This window comes from Nitrosomonas oligotropha, from assembly GCF_900106555.1.
Lineage (GTDB): Bacteria > Pseudomonadota > Gammaproteobacteria > Burkholderiales > Nitrosomonadaceae > Nitrosomonas > Nitrosomonas oligotropha_A.
The window spans coordinates 181,656-204,071 of sequence record NZ_FNOE01000002.1 but is presented as its reverse complement, the minus strand read 5'-3'; the positions used below and the strand labels follow the sequence as shown (position 1 = coordinate 204,071).

The following is a 22,416-nucleotide window of genomic DNA, read 5'->3' as shown; positions in this document are numbered from 1 at the left end:
CGATTTTCATCTCCATGCGCGCGATTACCGGTTACTTCTAATTCGGTTTTGTTTCCGCGTTTTTCTGCTGATAAATAGCCTCAAAATTAACCGGATTGAGAATCACCGGCGGAAATCCGGCGCGCGTCACAACATCTGACACCACTTCTCTTAAATAAGGAAAAAGAATATTGGGGCAACCAATTCCCAACACCGGATCTATCTCTCCAGCCGGTATATTCCGAATACGGAAAATCCCCGCTTGCTGAGCTTCCACCAAAAACATGTTCTTGTCTTTAATCTTAGCCGTCACCGTTACGGTTAACAATACTTCATACAATCCTTCACCGATCCCTTGACTCTTGGTTCCCAGCTGCAAGTTAATTTCCGGTGTATCTCTTTCCAGAAAGATATTCGGTGCATTAGGAATCTCCAGGGATAAATCCTTCACATAGATTTTTTCTATGGCAAAAACCGGTTGCTGTTGCTCGCTCATATTGATCTTGTCCAATATAGTGAATTAATAAAATAAACCTAAATACAAATTGCTATCGCATCAATCAACGCGGCTGCAATCAACTTGCCAGCAGAGCCGTCAGCTCGCCCGCACGATCCAATTGCGTCAAGTCATCATACCCACCCACATGCTTTTCACCAATGTAGATTTGCGGAACCGTGCGACGCCCTGTTTTTCCCATCATTTCGATACGTTGCTCTGGCTCCAGATCAACGCGGATTTTCTCAATTTCCTGAACTCCTTTTGCACGCAACAAGCTTTCCGCCATCTTACAATAAGGGCAAAAACCAGTGGTATACATGATAACCCGGGGCATTTACTCTCACTTCCTTTATCGTTTAACCATGGGTAAGCCGGCACGCTTCCAGGAATCAATCCCGCCCATCAGATTAACCACTTGAGAAAAACCGTTTTTCTTCAAAACCAGACTGGCATTATTGGATCGAATACCACCCCGGTATACCACCACGACGGGCTTTTCCTTGAATTTTTGCAACTCCGTCCAACGTTCTTCAATTTTCTCCGCCGGAATATGCTTGGCATTCGGCAAATGCCCTGCGGCAAATTCGCTATCGTCGCGCACATCCAATACCAACGCATCCTGGTAATTGATGAACTGTACCGCGGTGCGTGTATCGATTTCTTTGATGCCGCCCTGCGTTACCATCGACCATACCAATAATGAACCGCTGATAACTGCGGTGATAACGAACAATAAATTCTCCAACCTGAGAAGAAAATGATCTTGTAATAATGACAATTCCATATAAGCTTTATTTTATTAGATTTTTTAAACTCTGAATTTTATCAGAAACTGAAAAGTTAAGGGATTCTCTGCTGTCAGACATTTGACTTCGCACATCATAGCATCATGCTCACCGACTTATCACATTCAAATCCACGAATACATCATCTATTCCATCTTTAATTAACTTAACAAGAAATACAAAAATCTGTCATCATTTTTCATGAAAAAAAAGCATTCTTATTTTTTTCATGCCAAAGAATCAGTCTAATGCTGTGTTTACAATCAAAAGTATAATAAAATAGCTGCGTTTTTTAATCTGCTTGACGATACTCATTTCCTTTTTATCAAAAGGCCAATATGAAGAAAATTGTTCTCCTGCGGCATGGAGAAAGTACCTGGAATCAAGAAAATCGATTTACTGGCTGGACAGATGTTGATTTAACGCCTCAAGGCATACAGGAAGCTCAAAGTGCCGGCAGGCTATTACGCGAACACGGGTTTGCATTTGATATTGCTTATACATCCGTCCTCAAACGGGCTATCCGCACTTTATGGATCGTGCTGGATGAAATGGATCAAATGTGGATTCCTATCCAACACACTTGGCGCCTGAATGAAAGACATTATGGTGCACTACAAGGACTGAACAAAGCGGAAACCGCAGCGCAATATGGTGACGAACAAGTCCTCATTTGGCGGCGCAGCTATGATGTCAGACCACCCGCATTAACCGTTGACGACACCCGCTATGCAGGTGCCGATCCGCGTTATAAAAACCTGTCGGATAATGATATCCCTGTAACTGAATGCCTAAAAGATACGGTTGCTCGATTCCTGCCCTACTGGAACACAACCATCGCACCGCAAGTTCAGGCGGGTAAAAGTGTCATCATCGCAGCGCACGGTAACTCCTTGCGTGCGCTAGTTAAATATCTGGATGACATTTCCGACGAAGATATTCTAAATTGCAATATACCGACCGGCGTTCCATTAGTTTACGAATTAGACGATAATCTGAAACCGATTAAAAATTATTATCTTGGTAACTTAGCTGAAATCCAGGAAGCAATGCAGACCGTCGCTAACCAAGGCAGATCCAGTGGTTAAAATATAATCCATTCATTTATTCAGATGCATGAGTGTAACCGGGCGCGCGATTCGAATAAATCTTATCAATCTGGAAATCATACGTTTAATTCAATTCATATAAAACATTACCGGTCAATCCTAGCGATTTGGGCGCTGATTTTGTTTTGCCCGTCATCCGCGTTCTCAAACAATCAGGAAAATCTCAAACTGCTGCGTGAACGCATTCAATCACTACAAAAAGATTTAGCCAATAAAGAAGCGCTAAAACAAAGCGCAGCAGATGCATTGCAAGGAACTGAGCGTGCAATCAATGCCATCACGCAAAAAATGACCAAACTTATTGAGCACGACCGGCAAGCCATAGAAGAATACAAGCAGTTACAAGCACAGCACAAAAAACTCAGCGAAGAAATCAGCATTGTACGAAATCAACTGGAAAAATTACTTCATCAACAATATATCGGGGGACAACAAGATTATTTGCGGTTGGCGTTGAATCAGCAAAATCCGCATCAGATCGCGCGCGATATTTATTATTACCGGCAACTCTCGCTCGCTCGCTCGGATAGCATCAAGAATCTCCAGTACAATCAACAAGAAATCGACACCCTGACACAAGCCAGCCGTCAAAAGAAAGACGAAATCGCCGCTATCCAAGCGGAATATTTCGATCAACGAAAAAAACTTCAACAAGAGAAAACCAAGCAACAAACGCTCCTTACGCAAGTATCCAATCAAATTTCTCAGCAGCAACAGGAAATCAATAAACTCGGGCAGAATGAAAAACGCTTAACAAATTTGGTAAACGAAATTAATCAATTACTTGTACAAGAAAAATCCAATGCCACGGCGATTAACAATAAGCTCCCGGATGCTTCCACTACAGGTGCTGCATTCTCAACATTAAAGGGCAAATTAAATTTGCCGGTACGCGGGAAACTTGTAAACACTTTTGGTGGTCAACGTTCAGGTAAGCATGTGACATGGAAAGGTTTATTTATACAATCGCCTGATGGCAGTGAAGTCAAAGCAATTTCCGCAGGCCGGGTCGTATTTGCGGATTGGTTAAGAGGTTTTGGTAATTTGATAATTCTGGATCACGGAAACAACTACATGAGCTTATATGGCAATAATGCAACACTTCACAAACAAGTTGGTGAGTCGACTCGCGGCGGCGAAACGATTGCAACCGTTGGAAATAGCGGTGGTAATGCCGATTCAGGTTTATATTTTGAGCTTCGTCACGGAGGAAAGCCGTTTGACCCGTTGACGTGGATAAAAATAGAATGAACGCAACAGCCATTTACATAAATTTGATCAGTGCGGAGATAGCTTAAATGAGTAACATAATCAAAAAAACAGGTTTAATTCTGATTGGCGCAATTGCTGGAATGATGCTCAGTTTGAATTTCTCCGCTATTGCCAAGAAAGAAAATATCGAGGCAATTCATCCGCTGCCGATTGAAGAATTGCGCACCTTTGCCCAAGTATTCGGCCGGATCAAAAGCGATTATGTTGAGTCTGTAGAAGACAAGAAACTGATCACCGAGGCGATCAATGGCATGTTGATCGGACTGGATCCGCACTCGTCATACCTCGATAAAGATGAATACAAAGAACTGCAAATCGGCACACAAGGCGAATTCGGCGGTTTGGGTATTCAGGTGACGATGGAAGATGGTGTCGTAAAGGTCATATCGCCGATCGAAGACACACCGGCGTTCCGCGCGGGTATCAAAACCGGTGATCTGATCGTCAAATTGGATGACACCGCTGTTAAGGGCATGACACTGAATGATGCGATCAAGCTGATGCGTGGCAAGCCCAACACTTCGATCAAGATCACGATTGTGCGGGAAGGAGAAACAGAGCCGCTGGTCTTTAATCTGGTGCGTGACATCATCAAAATCCAAAGCGTTAAATCGAAAATGATCGAACCGGGTTATGCCTATATCCGTATCACGCAATTCCAAGAGCAAACCGGTGAGAATCTGGCACAAGCCATCAAAACGCTTTTTGCCGAAAACAGCGGAGCAATGAAAGGATTAATCCTGGACTTACGCAATGACCCGGGTGGATTGCTCAATGGCGCTGTCGCTGTATCGGCTGCTTTTCTGCCAGAAAATGCGCTGGTCGTTTATACCGAAGGCCGCAGTCCGGATGCAAAAATGAAATTGCACGCCAACCCGGAATACTATCTGCGCGGACCGGATGAAGATTATCTGAAAGGATTACCATCGGCAGTTAAAACGGTACCGATGATCACCTTGGTTAATGGCGGTTCCGCTTCCGCATCGGAAATTGTAGCGGGAGCACTGCAAGACCATAAACGTTCCATCGTGATGGGATCACAAACATTCGGTAAAGGGTCCGTGCAAACGATTCTTCCGTTAGGTAACAATACCGCGATCAAACTGACGACCGCGCGCTATTACACACCGAATGGCCAATCTATTCAGGCACAAGGAATTACACCCGATGTCCTGGATGAAACCGACAGCGGCGATGAGCAGCGTTTGCGGGAAGCGGACTTAAACCGGCATTTGTCCAATGGCAAAAAAACCGAGAAAAAAGCGGCTTCCGAAACTGAAAAAGCAGCTTTGAAACCCGCCAGCGACAAAAAAGAGAAGAAAGAGAAGAAAAACAAAGACAAGAATAAAGCCCCTATCGAATTCGGCTCTGAGGAAGATCTCTTGTTGAAACAAGCCATGAATTACTTCAAGGGCATTACTGCATCACCCGAGAAAAAAAGCGATGAAACTGAAACCAAAAGCTGATTTCAGGAATCGTGGATGATCAGCAATTACTTCGTTACAGCCGACATATCCTGCTCCCGCAAATCGATATTGCGGGACAGGAGAAGCTCAATCAATCGCGGGTATTAATTATCGGTGCAGGCGGCCTGGGTTCTCCCGCCGCCTTGTATCTCGCCGCCAGTGGAATTGGCCATCTGACCATTTGTGATGGCGATCAAGTTGATTTAACCAATTTGCAGCGTCAGATTATTCATGATAGCGACACCATCGGTTTAGCCAAGACGCAGTCGGCAAAACAAGCGCTGCACAGAATCAATCCCGCAATCCATATCACCACAATTCAAACGCATGTCGATGCAGAAAAATTGTCGCAATTGGTCCCTCAAGCCGATGCAGTCATTGACGCCAGCGATAACTTCAGTACCCGCCATCATGTGAATCAAGCTTGTGCCGTTCATAAGAAACCGTTGATTTCCGGTGCCGCGGTGCAATTTTCCGGTCAAATCAGTGTGTTCGATTTACGCCATGACAACAGTCCTTGCTATCACTGTTTATATCCAATTGACGGTGACCAGGAAGATATGCCGTGCGCAATCCTAGGTGTATTCTCGCCCGTGGTCGGTATCATCGGCAGTATGCAGGCTGCGGAAACACTAAAAATTCTATTGAATATCGGTCAAAGTCTGAACGGCCGTCTGCTGCTACTGGATGGCCTCACAATGAACTGGCGCTCGGTCAGATTAAATAAAGACCCACTCTGTCCGGTATGCCGGTGTAATGGCCGGTAAAAACTAATGCATCAGGAACCACCGGCTATTGCACTTTAAAGCAATTCCTTCGGCAACAAAGTCATTCGTTGCGTTTCCCAATTGGCCAGCGGATCACGCCTGAATCCGCTGTTAACAAATTGATACCAGCGGCCAATCACGAAGCACATGAACAAATTAGCCTGCGCCGCAATATCCACATTCGCTGTCAGCTTCTGCTCACTGACGGCAAACCGTAATGCCTGTTTTAAAGTCGCTTCCAGCCGGTCATGCAACTGATGAATGCGCAATTGCAAATGATCATTCTCATTAATCAGCGCATCGCCAATCAGAATCCGCGTCATACCCGGATTTTTTTGCGAAAAACCTAGCAATAACAGTAACAGGTTTTCAATCTGTTTAGCATTCGACTGTTCTTCCTGCAGAATTTTATTGATCAGCACAAACAATGTTTTCTCAATAAATTCAATTAAAGCCGCAAACATGTGTGACTTACTGGAAAAGCAGCGATAGACCGCTGATTCCGAGATTCCCGACTGCTTTGCCAACGCGGCCGTAGTGATCCTAACTCGATGCGGATACTCCAGCATCCCGGCCAGCGTCTGCAGGATCCGATCCTCTCTTTCGCTTGATTTGATTGTTTGATTTGAATGCTTCAATTATTTGGCTGCAACATGACAAAAACGATAGCAGGAATATAACTAAATTAATAAATCAACGCGAGTACTAATCTGTCCCGCCGTCAATTTCCGCGCTTCGCTTTTTCCAGTAAGTATCTATAATTATTTGAATTCAATATACGCGGCAACACAGTGCAAGCTAGACCTGTCCACCTTAAACACGCTAGAATTGCTAATTTTTTGGGTTCGAGCGCATGCATACATGGCGAAAGGTGCCGTCCCGTGCTAAAACACCGATTGCACTGACCATAGGCAATTTCGACGGAGTTCATTTAGGCCACCAGGCCATACTTTCCCGATTGAAAGATACTGCCAGCCGATTAGGACTTCCGGCTTGTGTCATGACTTTTGAACCGCATCCGCGTGAATTTTTCGCGCCGGATCAAGCGCCTGTCCGACTCTCCAGTTTGCGGGAAAAATTAACCTGCTTGATTCAGACAGAAGTCGATTGTATCCACATTTGCCGCTTCAATTACGACTTTGCCAGAATCGGCTCGGAGCAATTTATCGCGGACATTCTGAATAAAGAGCTTGCGGTGCGCTGGCTGCTCATCGGCGATGATTTCCGTTTTGGCGCTCGGCGTGCCGGTGACTTTGCCATGCTGCAAGCTTTGTCAGCAGAAAATAACTTTTCCGTCGAAGCCATGCCCAGTGTTACCATCGACGGACAGCGCGTTTCCAGTACCGCGACCCGGCAGGCGCTTGCCAACGGCGATCTCGACACCGCCAGGAAATTGCTCGGCAGACCTTACAGCATCAGCGGACGGGTTGTGGATGGGGATAAATTAGGCAGACAACTTGGATTTCCGACCGCGAACATTCAGCTGCAGCATAACCGCCCGCCGCTTTCAGGTATTTTTGTCGTGTCCGTATACGGTGCCATACCATCCTCGCCCGCCACGCCGCTGCGCGGTGTTGCCAGTTTGGGCGTGCGGCCGACAACCCATGACAATGGCAAGCCTGTGCTGGAAGTCCACTTGTTCGATTTTCATCAGGAAATTTACGGACAGCATTTACAGGTCAATTTTTTGCACAAATTACGTGACGAAGAAAAATATGTGGATATCAACACACTCATCCGGCAAATCGAAAAAGATGTCGCGCAAGCCAAAAGTTTTTTTATAACCGCCCCGATTCATTCTCATAGCATGTGCAACGCCCTTTAACCTATCCATTGAACTTTCATGACTGATTATAAGAAAACGCTCAATTTACTCGACACACCGTTTCCGATGCGCGGCAATCTGGCCAGTCGCGAACCCGGTATGCTGAAAGCCTGGCAAGACAAAAATCTGTATCAAAAAATCCGCGCCGTCAGCAAAGGACGACCAAAATTCATTCTGCACGACGGCCCGCCTTATGCCAACGGCGACATTCACATCGGTCATGCCGTCAACAAAATCCTCAAGGACATCATCATCAAGAGCAAAACATTGGCCGGTTTTGATGCGCCGTACGTTCCCGGCTGGGACTGCCATGGTTTGCCGATTGAGCACCAGATCGAAAAGAAACACGGCAAGCATTTGCCTGCCGATAAAGTACGCGAGCTCTGCCGTGCTTTCGCGCAAGAACAGGTGGAACGTCAAAAAGCCGATTTCATTCGTTTGGGCGTGCTGGGTGACTGGGATAATCCTTATCTCACGATGAATTTCAAAACCGAAGCTGGCATTATCCGCGCGCTGGGAAAAATTTATCAAAGCGGCTATCTGTATCAAGGACAAAAACCGGTCAATTGGTGTATCGACTGCGGCTCCGCCTTGGCCGAAGCGGAAGTGGAATACGAAGACAAAACTTCACCGGCGATTGATGTGGGATTTGCCGTTCAGTTCGCGCATTCATCACTGAGCGGAATTTTCGGCATCGCCATTCCTGAGAATGCGCAAGCTTATGCCATCATCTGGACCACCACACCGTGGACATTACCGGCAAACCAAGCGGTCAGCGTGCATCCCGATTTCGACTACGCGCTGGTGCAAACTGCACACGGACTGGTAATCCTTGCCAGTGAATTGCAGCAGGCTTGCCTGGCACGCTATGATTTAACCGGTGAAACGCTTGCCACCTGCAAAGGCCGGGCACTGGAACATCTGGCTCTGCAGCATCCATTTGAGCCGCGCACGGTAAAAATCATTTGCGGCAAGCATGTCACTCTGGAAACCGGTACCGGGCTGGTGCACACGGCACCTGCGCATGGTTTGGATGACTATTTTGCCGGCCAGAATTACGGCCTGCCGAGTGACAGCCCGGTGGATGGCGATGGCAAGTTTATGGCCAGTACGCCTTTAGTGGGTGGGCTTTCGGTATGGAAAGCCAACGACATTGTCATCGATACGCTCAAAACCAGCGGGCATCTGTTTTGCCTGAAAAAAATCGACCACAGCTACCCGCACTGCTGGCGGCACAAAACGCCCATCATTTTTCGCGCAACCCCGCAATGGTTCATCGGTATGAATCTGCACAGCTCAACTACTGCGAATGTTGGGGATAAAACGTTACGCGATCTGGCGATGCAAGCCGTCGATTCCACCGCATTCTATCCGGCATGGGGCAGAGCGCGCTTGGAAGCGATGATCAAAAACCGCCCGGACTGGTGTGTATCGCGCCAACGTAATTGGGGTGTGCCGATGACCTTCTTTGTGCATAAAGATACCCACGCATTGCATCCGCGTTCACTTGAACTACTCGAGCAAGTCGCACAAAAAGTCGAGCAGCAAGGTATCGAAGCCTGGTTTGCGCTCGACGCCGCCGAATTGCTCGGCGATGAAGCGCAAACGTATAAGAAACTGACCGATACGCTGGATGTCTGGTTCGATTCCGGCACCACGCATGACACTGTTGTCAAAGCGGATGCGCAACTCAAATTCCCAGTAGATCTTTATCTGGAAGGTTCCGATCAGCATCGCGGCTGGTTTCAGTCTTCACTGCTGACCGGTTGCGCCATCGACGGCCGCGCACCGTACGATGAATTGCTCACACATGGATTTGTGGTCGACGGCAGCGGTCACAAAATGAGTAAATCCAAGGGTAATGTGATTGCCCCGCAAAAAGTGATGGATACTTCCGGCGCCGATATTTTACGGTTGTGGGTTGCTTCCACCGATTATTCAGGCGAACTTTCCATTTCGGAGGAAATTCTGAAACGGGTGGTGGAAAGCTACCGGCGGATCCGCAATACGCTACGCTTTTTACTGGCAAATCTGATGGACTTTAATCCGCATACAGACACGGTTGCCGTGGCAGATTGCCTGGAAATCGATCGCTATATGCTGGCATTGACCCAAGCCTTTCAGGAAGATTTAACGCGCAGCTATCAACGCTACGAATTCCATCAGGTCGTGCATAAACTGCATAATTTCTGCTCTGAAGACTTGGGAGGATTTTATCTGGACATCCTCAAGGATCGCCTGTACACGGCAGCAGCCAAAGGTCTTCCGCGCCGTTCGGCACAAACTGCGTTACACCATATCGCGCACAGCTTAGTGCGGCTGTTTGCGCCGATCTTGAGCTTTACGTCAGAGGAGGTCTGGGAACAATTGACGGGCGATGCTCAGGATAGTGTATTGTTTCATACGTGGCACGATCTGCCAGCACATCCGGATACCGAGTCATTGCAACAACGATGGGCGAAAATACGCTCGCTGCGTTCACACGTGCTGAAAAAACTGGAAGACTCCCGCACACAAGGAGAAATCGGTTCCTCATTAGCAGCTGCGGTAGAAATCCGCGCCAATAAGGAAGATTTTGCCTTACTGAATGCGCTGGGCGACGACTTGCGTTTCGTATTAATCGTCTCCGAAGTTCGCCTGATTCCAGTCAATGATCCGCAGCAGGAAGGCATAACCGTAACATCCAGCGCGCATACGAAATGCGAGCGGTGCTGGCACTACCGCCAAGATACCGGCCAGCATGCGGAACATCCCACGTTATGCGCACGCTGCGTTGCCAATCTTCATGGCGGCGGCGAAGAACGGCACTTTGCATGAAATTTCACGGCTAATCACTGAAACGAAAACTCTCTTATTATGAAACTCTACATCAGCTTGAGCATCGCTTTGATTGTTCTGATATTGGATCTCGCCAGTAAATACTGGGTCGAATCGACGCTGGAATTCGGTGAACGCATTCCACTCAGCGGTTTTTTTAACTTGGTGTTGACCTACAATCCCGGCGCCGCATTCAGTTTCCTCAGTGAGCAACCCGGCTGGCAGCGCTGGTTTCTGAGCGGAATCGCAGGCAGCGCGGCCTTAGTGATAATTTTTCTGCTCCATAAATACCGGCAGGAGAAATTATTTTGTTTATCGCTGAGTTTGATTCTGGGCGGTGCGCTGGGAAATTTGTACGACCGCATTACGCTGGGTCATGTCGTCGATTTTCTGGATTTCTATATCGGGAATTACCATTGGCCGGCGTTTAACATCGCCGATTCCGCTATTTTTATCGGCGCCGCATTGATGATTTATGACAGTTTCCGGAAAAAAGAAAATCCAGAAGACGCTGCAAAAGCAGTGAAATAACCCAATCTCATTTGTTGGATCTTTTTTCCTTGGTGATCGGGTTTTGCAGGGTATAACCGTTTTCCTTCATTTTATACCCTCCATAAGCACCCGCCCCGACGGCCACTAGCGTCCAGCAGCCGGATAACAGCGGTATGACTGGCAAGAAAGCAATCAAGGTCAATATTTGTTTTTTCTTCATCACTGATTCCGGTAAAAAATAAAATTTCAATCATTCCAGCAGACTGCCGCATTGGTTATAGACTACAGACAATCCGATACGCTTACAACCAGTCCGCGCACACCGGAAAAACACTTTTCTACATTCGCGGTAGCAGCTGCTAGAGTTTCCCGGACACTTTCTAGTTTCATCAGGCTGCACCGCTGACGCATTACCGCCAGAACCGCAACATTATCCCTATCCACGCCGCAACGAAGACGATATCCGCCCCCCCCCCGTGATGCACTAGCTGCCATCAAAATACCGCACGGCTTCTGAGGTCATGCGATGGCCTTTTCTTTGTGTCTGATAGTTTGCAAAGAGTTTACATTCTCTCAACAATTCAACAAATCCCCCCAGGTATAGTTCATCCCAACGCAGCAATGTGTTTTTATTCAAAGAATCATCCAAATGTTTGAGAGTATGAATTAGGTTTTATTACAGCGAGTGGAGGAATCAATGTCATTGCAAGAACTGAAAGCAAATAGCGTAACAGGAGTGCCAGCGGTAGCGCTTGATCTGGTTACGAATGAGTTTCTGACGTTTCGTTTGGGAAGCGAAGAATATGGGATTGAGATTCTGAAAGTACAAGAAATCCGAGGTTACGATTCCATCACGCATATTGCGAATTCGCCAGACTATATCAAGGGTGTCATTAATCTGCGCGGCATTATCGTCCCGATTATCGACATGCGAATAAAATTTAATTTAGGTCACGCAACATATGATCAATTCACAGTGGTCATCATACTCATGGTAGCAGGCCGGGTGATGGGGATTGTGGTTGATGGGGTATCAGATGTGATCACTCTGGCGGATGAGCAAATGCGTCAAGCACCGGGTTTAGGCTCGGTGATCGACACGGAATATATCATGGGTCTAGGTACAGTGGATGAGCGGATGCTGATATTGATCGACATCGAAAAGCTAATGAGCCGCAGCGACATGGGCCTTATTGCACGCAGCATTAATTAATCAACAAATTTTATAAAATATTCTTACAGGAGAATCGTAATGTTTAAAAACATGACCATTAAATCTCGATTGATCGTTGTCATTGGATTTCTTTCTGCTCTGCTGGTTAGCATTGGTGGTTTCGGAGTATATGGCATGAACCAGATGGATGCGGCCTTCAAAGGTGTTTACGATAATCGCGTTTTACCTCTGGGAGATCTGGGAAGAGTATTGGATGACATGCAACGCATACGTTTCAATACGATGATTTCAAGTAATTCCGAGAATCCAACTGTCGTGGCAGAGAGAAAAGCACTCAATGACAAGAGGTTTGCAGAAATCGAAACACTATGGTCTGAATATAAGGCAACCGAATTTATTGCCGAAGAAACTGCGCTAGCCAATGAATTCGAGCAGCAATGGAAGAGTGCGTCACAATCGGTAGAACACTCGATGAATGCTGCGCTTAATAAGGAATATAAGGTCGCACAACAGAATCTGCACGATGATCTGTATACTAAATTCGATGCAGCCCATACCACCATGTTCAAATTACTCGATATGCAACGAGTATTGGGTACCGATGAGTACAAGGGCGCCAATGAAGCTTACCAGAAGCACCTGTCACTCAGTAATACGATAATTTTAGTAGGATTGATCCTTGCTATCATTGCCGGATTTTTGCTGGTGCGTGCCATCATCAGACCGCTGAATGAGGCCGTTGCTATTGCAAATGCGGTGGCTGCAGGCGATCTGACTACCCGAATCGAAGTGAACTCAACCAATGAAATGGGACGTTTACTGCAAGCTCTGAAAACGATGAACTCTAATTTGCTGGATTTGGTAGGTAAAGTACGTAACAGCACGGAGTCCATAGCAACCGCGTCCAGTGAAATTGCATCAGGTAACTCGGATTTAAGCCACCGTACCGAAGAACAAGCTTCAAGCTTGGAGGAAACCGCTTCTTCGATGGAAGAACTGACATCAACCGTGAAACAGAACGCGGATAATGCGCGTCAAGCTAATCAACTGGCAGTAGGCGCATCGGAAGTGGCCATGAAAGGTGGTGCTGTAGTTGGACAGGTAGTACAAACGATGAGCTCGATCAATGACAGCTCGAAGAAAGTGGTTGAGATTATCAGCGTCATCGATGGCATTGCATTCCAAACCAATATACTGGCATTGAATGCCGCCGTGAAAGCAGCCCGTGCTGGAGAGCAAGGAAGAGGCTTCGCAGTGGTGGCGACAGAAGTCCGGACACTGGCGCAACGGTCAGCAGCAGCGGCCAAAGAAATCAAGGAATTGATCAATGATTCCGTGACAAAAGTGGATGAAGGCACAAAACTGGTGGATGAAGCGGGATCAACCATGGACGAGATCGTTACCGCTGTAAAACGTGTAACCGATATAATGAGTGAAATCTCAGCCGCATCGCAAGAACAAAGTTCCGAGATAGAGCAGATCAACCAAGCAGTAACGCAAATGGATGAGGTAACTCAACAAAATACAGCCTTAGTAGAAGAAGCTTCCGCCGCTGCTGAATCCATGAAGGAACAATCCAAGGTATTAATTCAAGCAGTGAGTGTGTTCAAATTTACGAACCACGGTGAACAAGTTGCAGCAACAAAAAACTCTGGTGTAGTGACACTGCTGCCCAACCGTGGATCAGCAACCAGGAAAGCTGCGGTCAATACCAAGACCGAAACGGCACCCGAGAAATTAGCGATGCCAACTCGTAAGGTTGCATCAGGCGGTAAAGAAGATTGGGAAGAATTTTAACAATAAGGGTTGATTGAAATAAGGCGATACCTGGGGTAACTCAGGTATCGCCTTAATGATGTGTAAGTCTGTTTACTCTTGATCAGAGCACTCGTGAAGTCAAAGACTCAGGAAGGTTGCGGAGGAACTTTGATCCATTGGCCTGAGCACTGCTTCACATAGGGATAGTATCCTTCGGGCTTGCGGCAGTAATACCAATAGTTCCTTTGCTGCACAGGCGCAGGGCCGGAAACTTCATTACGTTGAACATAGGTGGGTGCTCTGGCCGGGGCGAATGCCATGTTTGACGAAAATACCGGCGAGGCAGCCAGATATCCGCCCAAGGGATAATACGGTTCAAAATAGCGGTAAGGGCCAAAACCGGCATAACTATTATAGAATCCAACTCCAACACCACGGCCGCCGTAAAAACCAAAGCTGCTGAATGGCCCGCCGAAGCCATAATAACCGAAGGGAACAAACGGACTGTAATAACCAAATGGCCCGAATCCGAATCCTAGCCCCACTCCCAGACCTAAGCCGAATCCCAAACCAAAGTTATCGTGATGATGATGCCCTCCCCCGTGATGATGGCCATGATCATTCCCTGTAGTATTTTGACTTACATTCGTATTGTTCTGAATATTCACATTTTGCGTGGAGGAACCGTCTTGAACGACAGTACTATCATTCTGGGCAGATTGGTCACCCGCAGTAGAAGCAGTATCGGCAGCCCCAGGAGAGTCGGTTGCTCCTGCGGATTGAGTTGAATCGGTAGATTCAGCATTCGGATTTGAATCATTGTGCTGACCCAGAGCATCCCCTTGAGCGCCTTGGCTTGGATCGGAAGCGGTATCAACGGATTGATCCGGTAACTCTTTTTTCAAGGATTCATCTGCGGGCCCATCGCTACCGGATGCTGTATCAGTGCTGTTATCCGGGGTATCTTCCGTAGCGAAATCATTCGGCTGACTCGCTGCATCGGTTTGTTCTAAATCATTTCCCTGAAACGCATCATCGGCTGCCCCAAAGTCTTCCGGTTGGTTGAATTCATCATTCTGGTCGAAAGCATCGCTTTGGTCAAAACCACCCTGATCGGAGTAATCCGAATATCCGCCCGAATCGAGATCACCACCAAAATCGCCACCGTAGTCACCGCCATAATCGCCGCCGAAATCACCACCATCGAACCCACCATCAAAGCCACCGCCGTCTCCCTCAGCGCCAGCTGGATTCATTGAAAATATTCCGCAGAGGGCGATAGCCAAGCACGCTAATTTATATTTATTCATATCAACCTCAATCAGAATTCACTACAACTTTTACCCGTTAATCAAATCTCTAAACAACACCTCAGGCTTCCTCAGTCATCAACCCACCTCGACCGCTATTTGACACTATCATAACGAGGTAAATCTGAATGCATACTGAATAAAAATCCGAGCAGAATATGATTCAAACGACAGAAAACATCAGCTTCGAGTTAAGGTGTTGATTACGATTTCTCGTCAATGAATTCGTCAAGAAGCTGTTTGATGCGCATACTGTGACTCCCTTGCCAGTAAATCCGGTCGCATTCCGGACAGATCAGAAATTTATCGTAATGTTGCCTTGTCAACGGTTCCAGGCGATGTTCAATAAGCTTCTTGCCGGTTCCTATCAATATTCCATTGCACTGAGTACAACGCGTTAACGGTCTGATTAGGGAATATAACGCAAATCTTTTCAGAACTTCCCGGGTTTGAATTTTCGGCCTATCCGCACGCACAAAATACCCGTGCACAATGATCCTGCGTTTCAATAGCGAACGATCCCTGGTAAGCACGACACGCTGCTGCTCACAGGCTATTTTTGCCATTGCGCCATCGTCGTAATCATTGCGATAAAGGCAGTCGAATCCGAGCAACCTCAGATAGCGTGCTAATCTCCCAAGATTGCTATCGACCAAGAATAGCGGTGGTAGCGATAACGCTACCCTCAGTTGCAGTACCGGTATACCGTTGAAATTTTCACCCGCCGGGAAAACCTCGATATGATCTCCATCCCGCACAGTATAGTTAAAATCTACTGCAATACCATTTACCACAATTCGTTCAACTTCTGGGTGCGGCACATTGAAAGATTCGATCATGTCCTTAATCGAAGCTTTTCGCTCTAAGTTGTAAATAATCTCCGTATCACCGAGACCGGGTGCAAGAAAATCATTCAATGATTGATAAAAGCGTATTCCGATCTGCGCCACTGATTACATTCCCAGCATAAGTTATCGCTTGGATTCGGATTGCCTGCAGGTGTTTGATGTCAAGGTGAATTTAATTTGATCAAGATCAATATTTCGCGTAACTGTAAACGGTATTCTGCGAATCGTCGTCATACAAAATTAATTACAAATAACATTCAGAAGGTTCTATATGAGAATTACACAATTTTTAGCAGTATCGGCGGTTTTAGTTCTAGTTGCCTGCGGTGGGAAGCCTACAGCGCCGGAATCACCTGATCCGGATGCTTACGGTAAAACCATTCAGCCTTTCCATCAAATACCATCGGGCGATCAGGAAGGCGGCGGAAAAGCCAGATCAACTGAAGAAAAATCGAGTTACTAAAGTTTGCTAGAGGGTGGACAGTGCTCTATAGTTGAAAATCACAAGCAACTGAGGCTATAGAGCGCTGTCTTTTTATCATGCGAGAAGAAATTACTTACACACAGTACAGAGAGAACACTGATCCGGACACCCTGTCCAACCTATCTCACCAGCTCTGCACACTTTAACCACCACAAAACCAATGACCTACGCTGTTGCCCAGGAAAGGTCGTATGCTTCAGGGAACGGTCCGGATTTGTAGTCTATATCCCCTTTCGGCTCCACATCTTTCTTCAGCATTACTTGCCGAACCATTTCAGGAATCATCACCATACCCACGTAACGCCCCAGGCATTCATGGTTACCGAATCCGAAGTGAAAATAGTTATACCAATTGCGCTGCGGAATAAACTCATCCGGCGACTCAAATGCCCGCTCATCGAACGTCGCGGATAACGTCACCGGCAAAACATAAGTACCGGCACGCAAAACCGTTTCGTGGTCTGTTCCTTTCGCAGCCGTGTAATCGCTCACCGTAGTGCGGAACAAATACGACGTGATCGGAACAAAACGCAATGCTTCCCACACGATACCGTCGAACTCGGTTGTATCTTCCTTTTGTGCAGCCGCTTTAGCCGCCGCCAGCCATTGCGAATGCTGGAACAAATATTGCAGCACTTGCGCTACGGCTTGCGCAGTGGTCTCGATCGCACCGATCAACAAGCCGCCGGCATTCACACCCAGCCGTTTGATATCAAAATCCAATTCTTTCGCAAAACTGGTGCGCAGCATCCGAGTGACGATATCATCATCCAATCTGACGATTGTTGAAAACGTCAATTTCTCGAGTTTCACTGCCAATAACCGTTTCGCAATCAGCATCGTGATATAGTCTCCCAGCTTTTTGGAAGTTTCATTATGCCGGTCGATAATGCGTTTTGACAGTTCCGGAGGCAATAAATCGAATGGTTGATTATGGAACGTATCGTATTGATTCCAATACGACCACTCGATCAAGTCTTCCCGATTAGCGCCCGTCAGTCCAAAATACTTTTGCACCAATGTCGCGGGAACCATCCGGCAAAATTTATTCACAACTTCGATCTGCCCACTGGCATTACCGAGAATGCCACCGGCAATATCTGCAACCATATTGCGCACTCTGGGCAAATCATCACGATTCAGCATAAATTGCATCAGCGATTTCTCACGGGTATGCAGTGCATCGTCATCATGCGCCATAAGGTAATTGTCCATTTTTGGAACGTACGGCTTAACGGTGAATACTTTGTACATCAGCAGTATTTCCCTGACATCGTCAAACCGGGTCACCAAGGTGCAATCCGGCGTCACCAGGATCGGACGCTTAGCGCGCAATTCCTTAAAGAAAGGTAAAGGTTCTGTATCCATCCAGCGGCGTACCAAGGGAAATTTTTCCGTATCGGGAGTCGCATCATACCGTTCAAGATAGTTTGTACTCATTTCAATACTCCTTGTTCAATAAACATCCTCGTGGCAAGACCACGGGGAATCGCAAGTTAAGAATGATTACTCAAGAGTGTCCAGATATTACAAAGTTTTGAGATATTCCAGCACGTCGAGTTTTTCATCCTTATTCAGCGGTCTTAAAACTACACCATTCGGTTGCGCTGTTTTGCCGGATGCATATTCGTGCCCGGCGTTGCTATTGCCAGGAAAACTGGTATCAAAAGTAAAGCTTTTATATCCGCTACTTTTTAATCCCACTTTGACCGGATCAAATTCGCGTGAACCCACTTCGAATTGATCAGGACGGTATTCCCCATCTTCCGGATCACCTTCACGCTTTTTGGGTAATAACAAATCATACAATGATGGAACAGAACCATTGTGCAAATACGGCGCGGTTGCCCAGATTCCATTCAAAGGCCGTCCCTTGTAGGCATTAAGTGAGGCCAATGGATTGACTGTAGTATCCGGATCATAGTTACCATTTTTGATTGAGGATTTAATCTCATTTTCCGCATAGGCTGTTACGAGATTGGCAGCCCAATCCGTCCAACGTTGGAAAAACCACTTATCGGGATCAGGAGTAGCCACTACATTTTTTGTTGCTTGAGTCAGCAAAGCTGCAACGGGCGCTTCCTTATCCAGCAAAATATTACCCACTTCAAGTCCTACATACTGGTTGCGCAAAATGCCGGAATAACCCTGATATTTGAAGCTATTCTCTGCCATCGTGGAATCCGTTCCTATCGCGCTGACTTTCGTCATATGAGCGACGACGCGCCGGTTTGGATCGTCACGATCAATTCTGGCATGGCAGGCCGCACAATATTCATCGAATAATAGTTTGCCTTTTGCAGCTTGCTCCTCATTGATTTTTCCTAGAATTTCTTGCGGCCATACCGGAGAATTCAATTTCTTCAAGTGCGATTCAATTCTGTGCAAGTTTTGCACATCAACGGAAGAATCAAATTTGACTCGCGTGTTACCGGAGCCTTGGAAAAGAATCGATGTCAATGACGTTCCTTTTTCTTCTTTCCAGTCAAGCGTGCCAAATACACCAATCACTTCACCGGTATTCCGGCCAATCGGCCCCAGCCCGGCATTGTCAGCGATCCCATTCCATTGCACATAATCGTGTTGCGCAATATCCCATAAGAAAGGATAGCTAACGGGTGCATCAGGCCGATTGAAAATCTCATTATTCAACAGCGCTATTTGCTCAAAGGTCAGATACTTACTCAGACGCTCCATCAAATGATCACGCTGCTCTCCCGTGATCACATTATCAATTTTTGCCAGGATTTCATCGATTTGCTCCTTCGTCATCACTTTATCATCCATTATCTTCCGGTCGCTCAGTATCTCTCTCAGCTCTCTTGCGTTAATGGTATGTTCAAGCACACGATTGTATATGCGTCCGAAGGCATCCAGCCGTGCATAGCCATAAGAAGTTTGACTTGCATTGATATAGGTATAACTGTATATGCGCTGTTCATACTTACTTAAATCAGCAAGCACATCAGCTTCCGACTTGTAATTCCCCTTGGCTAATACATTTTTGACAAACCGCTGCTTAGCTTCCGCATCTTCACGCGTATGTTTCAAGGCTTTGGCCAGATCGATCATGATGTTTTCCATATCCGCGCTGGCCGGACCACCATCAATACGGATACCTACACCGTTATAGTTGATCTGTCCGGTGTGGCAAGCCGCGCAAGTCAAACCGACATATTCTTTGCCTTTGTATTTATCCTTAACCCAACCGACCGGCAGTGCATCAGGGTTTATCGATGAAGCCTTCTGAGGTAAGTAGCGGTAAAAATTCATATTCTCATCGGAACGGAAAAGCTGGGACTGTCCCGGCTTCTCCAGCGCCAAAAAGAAATCATAGGGCATCAAGTTTGATCCCTGTGTGGTGTAGTAAAACCACAAACTCTCGGCAGAATTCCAACCCTGATCTAGGTATTGGACCTTTGTATAGCTATCGCCAAGATGATCGTTCTCAACAGCAGATGCGTGGCGATCATCAGGTTCGTTTCCCGGGATAAGGGTGCAAGCGGATAGTATGCCGATGGAGAGCATCGAGGCGGCATAAGAAAATAAAGATCGTTTTTCTGACAAAATGAAATATTGTTTCACGATAAATCCCCTTTCATTTGAATTTGTTTAATCAGCATTGTTAGGACAATGTGCATTACTAATACCCGTAAACTCTTGCTCCTTACATTACCTGACTTTGGATTATTTCTTCTCGAGGCCCGTGCGCCTGACGCTAAAGCTCAATCTTGGCGGATTGTATTTTTCTTATTGGCAGTTCCCGATTATATGCACAATCCATTGCTGATCATAGCAATACTCGCACATCTCAGAAACATATTTGATACAAATAGTAACTTTACGGTATAACCTTAAGGAATCGCATTAGCTTTTTCGCTGCACCGGTTTAAAACCGTTTGCCAGCAACTCAAGCGCCCGGATGGGGAAGCGAATTGGCAACAGCGGGTTTCTCGCTATAAGTCATGACTGGCATTGAGCGACACTTTAAATACAGCAACTATCAAAATAGAGAGGGTTATCATGAAAAAACCATTCGCCGTTTTACTCTCGGTCATTATTGTCTTTGCGCTGACTGCGTACGCCACAGCACCCACTGCGCCCGCTGATGATGACCGGATTCATGTAACCATTTTGCATTTTAACGATATTTACGAAATCACCCCGGTCAGCGGCGGCAAGGAAGGCGGCATTGCACGGGTCGCCACGCTGCGCAAGCAACTGCTGGCGCGCAACCCGAATACCATCACCACCCTGGGTGGCGATCTGTTCAGTCCGTCCGCGATCGGCACCGCCCAATATGAAGGCGACCGGCTCGCCGGGCGGCAAATGGTCGATGTGCTGAATCACTTTCAACTCGACTATGCCACCTTCGGCAATCACGAATTCGACGTCAAAGAAAATCAATTCAACCAGCGCATGAAAGAAGCAAAATTCACCTGGGTATCGAGCAATGTGTTTGCCGCGGATGGTCAGCCTTATGCCGGTATAAAACAGAATCTGGTGATTCCTGTTACGGATAAAAAAAGCGGGAAAACCTTCAGAATCGGCATGTTCGGCTTGACGCTGGCGGCCAATAATCCGGGTTATGTGCGTTATTCCGACTCCATCGCAGCCACCGCCGATCAAATCAAACAACTCAGCGGACAAACCGATTTTGTGGTCGCCCTGACGCATCAAGCCATCGACGACGACATCGAGTTGCTGCAAAAATTTCCGCAAATCGGATTACTGCTGGGCGGGCATGAACATGTCAACTATCAAAACTGGCGCGGTAATTTCACGCCGCTGCTGAAAGGCGACGCCAATGTACGCTCGGTTTACGTGGTCGATCTTCATTTCGATCCGAAAACCGGAAAAACCCAGGTCAAACCCGAATTTGTCCCGATCAATGACACACTGACGGAAGATCCCGCAGTCAAAACCGTAGTCGATAAATGGATGAACATCGCCTTCGATGCCTTCCGGCAACAAGGGTTTGAGCCCGAAGCCGTGGTCACGACCACCACCGAAGCATTGGACGGACTCGAATCCAATGTGCGCACCCGTAAAACCAATTTGACCGAACTGATCGCCAAAAGCCTGCTACGCCCCTACCCCGAAGCCGAGCTTTCGCTGTACAACAGCGGTTCAATCCGCATCGACGACGTACTGCCTGCCGGTCCAATCACCGTCTACGACGTCATCCGGGTGCTACCGTTCGGCGGCAAAGTGCAACTGGCTACGATCAAAGGCAGTCTGCTCATCAAAGTGCTGAACCAAGGCATGGCAAATTCCGGCGCGGGCGGATTCCTGCAATCCGCCAATACCCAACAAGTGAACGGCGCCTGGCAAATCAGCGGCACCCCAATCGATGCGAAAAAAACCTACAAACTGGCGATCAACGACTTCCTCGCTTCCGGCAAAGACCATGGTTTAGACTATCTGAAACCAGGTAATCCGGATTTCGTCATTGTTAATCGGGGAGAAAACACCGATATCCGTCAAATGTTAATTGATCAGTTGAAGCGAAATTAAAAAGTTTGGGCAGCCTCCTGACGAGATAAAGCACATCACAAGAAAAACGAGACAGAACCGCATTCAAATACACATAAACTTATTGCCTACTGCAAACCTGAGCACTCCTCCGCTGCTCGCCATCGCTATTTTCATGGTTTCCCATGTACTATTTTAGCCGTCGGAATATAGTTCTTTATTGCCACACAATGCACTCTATGTTATTAATTATAATCAATTTTTTACCCTATTATCTCAATAATAAACCGCATTAAGGTACAATGCGATCACTTTAGCTTGGGCAATTCTGAAGAAAGAAGCCAACAAACGATCCA

20 protein-coding genes are annotated in these 22,416 nt (G+C 46.8%); 11 read left to right on the top strand and 9 right to left on the bottom strand.

Annotation, left to right across the window (positions count from 1 at the left end; all coding sequences use genetic code 11):
* Positions 1–37 precede the first annotated feature (37 nt).
* The 3 genes from secB to BLU57_RS02400 all read right to left on the bottom strand — a co-directional run bounded on the left by secB (position 38) and on the right by BLU57_RS02400 (position 1,211).
* Positions 38–475, bottom strand: coding sequence for a protein-export chaperone SecB (gene secB, locus BLU57_RS02410; RefSeq protein ID WP_090315664.1), 438 nt, complete (start codon positions 473–475; stop codon positions 38–40).
* A 79-nt stretch (positions 476–554) separates the two neighbouring features.
* Positions 555–812: a glutaredoxin 3 gene (gene grxC, locus BLU57_RS02405; protein WP_090315662.1), complete on the bottom strand. Its 258-nt coding sequence runs from the start codon at positions 810–812 to the stop codon at positions 555–557.
* Between the two features lie 15 nt (positions 813–827).
* Entirely contained in the window at positions 828–1,211 is a 384-nt protein-coding gene (locus BLU57_RS02400; RefSeq protein ID WP_308811223.1) for a rhodanese-like domain-containing protein, read from the bottom strand.
* A 390-nt stretch (positions 1,212–1,601) separates the two neighbouring features.
* On the opposite strand from BLU57_RS02400, the gene gpmA reads away from it, so the two are divergent.
* The 4 genes from gpmA (at position 1,602) to BLU57_RS02380 (ending at position 5,877) form a co-directional block, all read left to right on the top strand.
* Positions 1,602–2,351, top strand: a complete 750-nt coding sequence (gene gpmA, locus BLU57_RS02395; RefSeq protein WP_090315658.1) for a 2,3-diphosphoglycerate-dependent phosphoglycerate mutase — start codon at positions 1,602–1,604, stop codon at positions 2,349–2,351.
* Positions 2,352–2,492: 141 nt separating this feature from the next.
* Positions 2,493–3,623, top strand: a complete 1,131-nt coding sequence (locus BLU57_RS02390) for a murein hydrolase activator EnvC family protein (protein ID WP_256206092.1) — start codon at positions 2,493–2,495, stop codon at positions 3,621–3,623.
* 47 nt (positions 3,624–3,670) lie between these two features.
* Positions 3,671–5,110, top strand: coding sequence for a S41 family peptidase (locus tag BLU57_RS02385; protein ID WP_090315655.1), 1,440 nt, complete (start codon positions 3,671–3,673; stop codon positions 5,108–5,110).
* A gap of 11 nt (positions 5,111–5,121) precedes the next feature.
* Positions 5,122–5,877, top strand: coding sequence for a HesA/MoeB/ThiF family protein (locus tag BLU57_RS02380; RefSeq protein WP_090315653.1), 756 nt, complete (start codon positions 5,122–5,124; stop codon positions 5,875–5,877).
* 35 nt (positions 5,878–5,912) lie between these two features.
* Here the strand turns inward: BLU57_RS02380 and slmA are convergent, their stop codons facing one another.
* Positions 5,913–6,515: a nucleoid occlusion factor SlmA gene (slmA, locus tag BLU57_RS02375; RefSeq protein WP_090315651.1), complete on the bottom strand. Its 603-nt coding sequence runs from the start codon at positions 6,513–6,515 to the stop codon at positions 5,913–5,915.
* Between the two features lie 215 nt (positions 6,516–6,730).
* Here slmA and BLU57_RS02370 point away from each other — a divergent pair, with 215 nt between their 5' ends.
* From BLU57_RS02370 to lspA, 3 genes are read left to right on the top strand one after another with little or no spacing between them, the layout of a single operon-like run.
* Positions 6,731–7,702, top strand: a complete 972-nt coding sequence (locus BLU57_RS02370; RefSeq protein WP_090315649.1) for a bifunctional riboflavin kinase/FAD synthetase — start codon at positions 6,731–6,733, stop codon at positions 7,700–7,702.
* An 18-nt stretch (positions 7,703–7,720) separates the two neighbouring features.
* On the top strand, positions 7,721–10,519 hold the full coding sequence (gene ileS / locus BLU57_RS02365) for an isoleucine--tRNA ligase (RefSeq protein WP_090315648.1): 2,799 nt from the start codon (positions 7,721–7,723) through the stop codon (positions 10,517–10,519).
* A 39-nt stretch (positions 10,520–10,558) separates the two neighbouring features.
* Positions 10,559–11,050, top strand: a complete 492-nt coding sequence (gene lspA / locus BLU57_RS02360) for a signal peptidase II (RefSeq protein WP_090315645.1) — start codon at positions 10,559–10,561, stop codon at positions 11,048–11,050.
* A 7-nt stretch (positions 11,051–11,057) separates the two neighbouring features.
* Here the strand turns inward: lspA and BLU57_RS15975 are convergent, their stop codons facing one another.
* The gene (locus BLU57_RS15975; RefSeq protein ID WP_176776346.1) at positions 11,058–11,231 is read right to left on the bottom strand and encodes a hypothetical protein; all 174 of its coding nucleotides are present in this window, start codon (positions 11,229–11,231) and stop codon (positions 11,058–11,060) included.
* 477 nt (positions 11,232–11,708) lie between these two features.
* Between BLU57_RS15975 and BLU57_RS02350 the strand changes: the two genes are divergently transcribed.
* Both BLU57_RS02350 and BLU57_RS02345 read left to right on the top strand, forming a co-directional pair.
* On the top strand, positions 11,709–12,224 hold the full coding sequence (locus BLU57_RS02350) for a chemotaxis protein CheW (protein ID WP_090315640.1): 516 nt from the start codon (positions 11,709–11,711) through the stop codon (positions 12,222–12,224).
* A gap of 39 nt (positions 12,225–12,263) precedes the next feature.
* On the top strand, positions 12,264–13,982 hold the full coding sequence (locus BLU57_RS02345; RefSeq protein ID WP_090315638.1) for a methyl-accepting chemotaxis protein: 1,719 nt from the start codon (positions 12,264–12,266) through the stop codon (positions 13,980–13,982).
* A 107-nt stretch (positions 13,983–14,089) separates the two neighbouring features.
* Here the strand turns inward: BLU57_RS02345 and BLU57_RS02340 are convergent, their stop codons facing one another.
* Complete coding sequence (locus tag BLU57_RS02340; RefSeq protein ID WP_090315633.1) at positions 14,090–15,199, bottom strand: hypothetical protein; 1,110 nt, start codon at positions 15,197–15,199, stop codon at positions 14,090–14,092.
* A gap of 257 nt (positions 15,200–15,456) precedes the next feature.
* Entirely contained in the window at positions 15,457–16,203 is a 747-nt protein-coding gene (locus BLU57_RS02335) for a Mut7-C RNAse domain-containing protein (protein ID WP_090315630.1), read from the bottom strand.
* Positions 16,204–16,372: 169 nt separating this feature from the next.
* On the opposite strand from BLU57_RS02335, the gene BLU57_RS02330 reads away from it, so the two are divergent.
* Positions 16,373–16,564 (top strand): hypothetical protein, encoded by a 192-nt coding sequence (locus BLU57_RS02330; RefSeq protein ID WP_090315628.1) that lies wholly within the window; start codon positions 16,373–16,375, stop codon positions 16,562–16,564.
* 186 nt (positions 16,565–16,750) lie between these two features.
* Here BLU57_RS02330 and BLU57_RS02325 read toward each other — a convergent pair whose 3' ends face one another.
* Positions 16,751–18,025, bottom strand: a complete 1,275-nt coding sequence (locus BLU57_RS02325) for a cytochrome P450 (protein ID WP_090315626.1) — start codon at positions 18,023–18,025, stop codon at positions 16,751–16,753.
* An 87-nt stretch (positions 18,026–18,112) separates the two neighbouring features.
* Positions 18,113–20,170, bottom strand: a complete 2,058-nt coding sequence (locus BLU57_RS02320) for a di-heme-cytochrome C peroxidase (RefSeq protein ID WP_090315624.1) — start codon at positions 20,168–20,170, stop codon at positions 18,113–18,115.
* 438 nt (positions 20,171–20,608) lie between these two features.
* On the opposite strand from BLU57_RS02320, the gene BLU57_RS02315 reads away from it, so the two are divergent.
* Positions 20,609–22,102, top strand: coding sequence for a bifunctional metallophosphatase/5'-nucleotidase (locus BLU57_RS02315; RefSeq protein WP_090315623.1), 1,494 nt, complete (start codon positions 20,609–20,611; stop codon positions 22,100–22,102).
* Positions 22,103–22,416 lie beyond the last annotated feature (314 nt).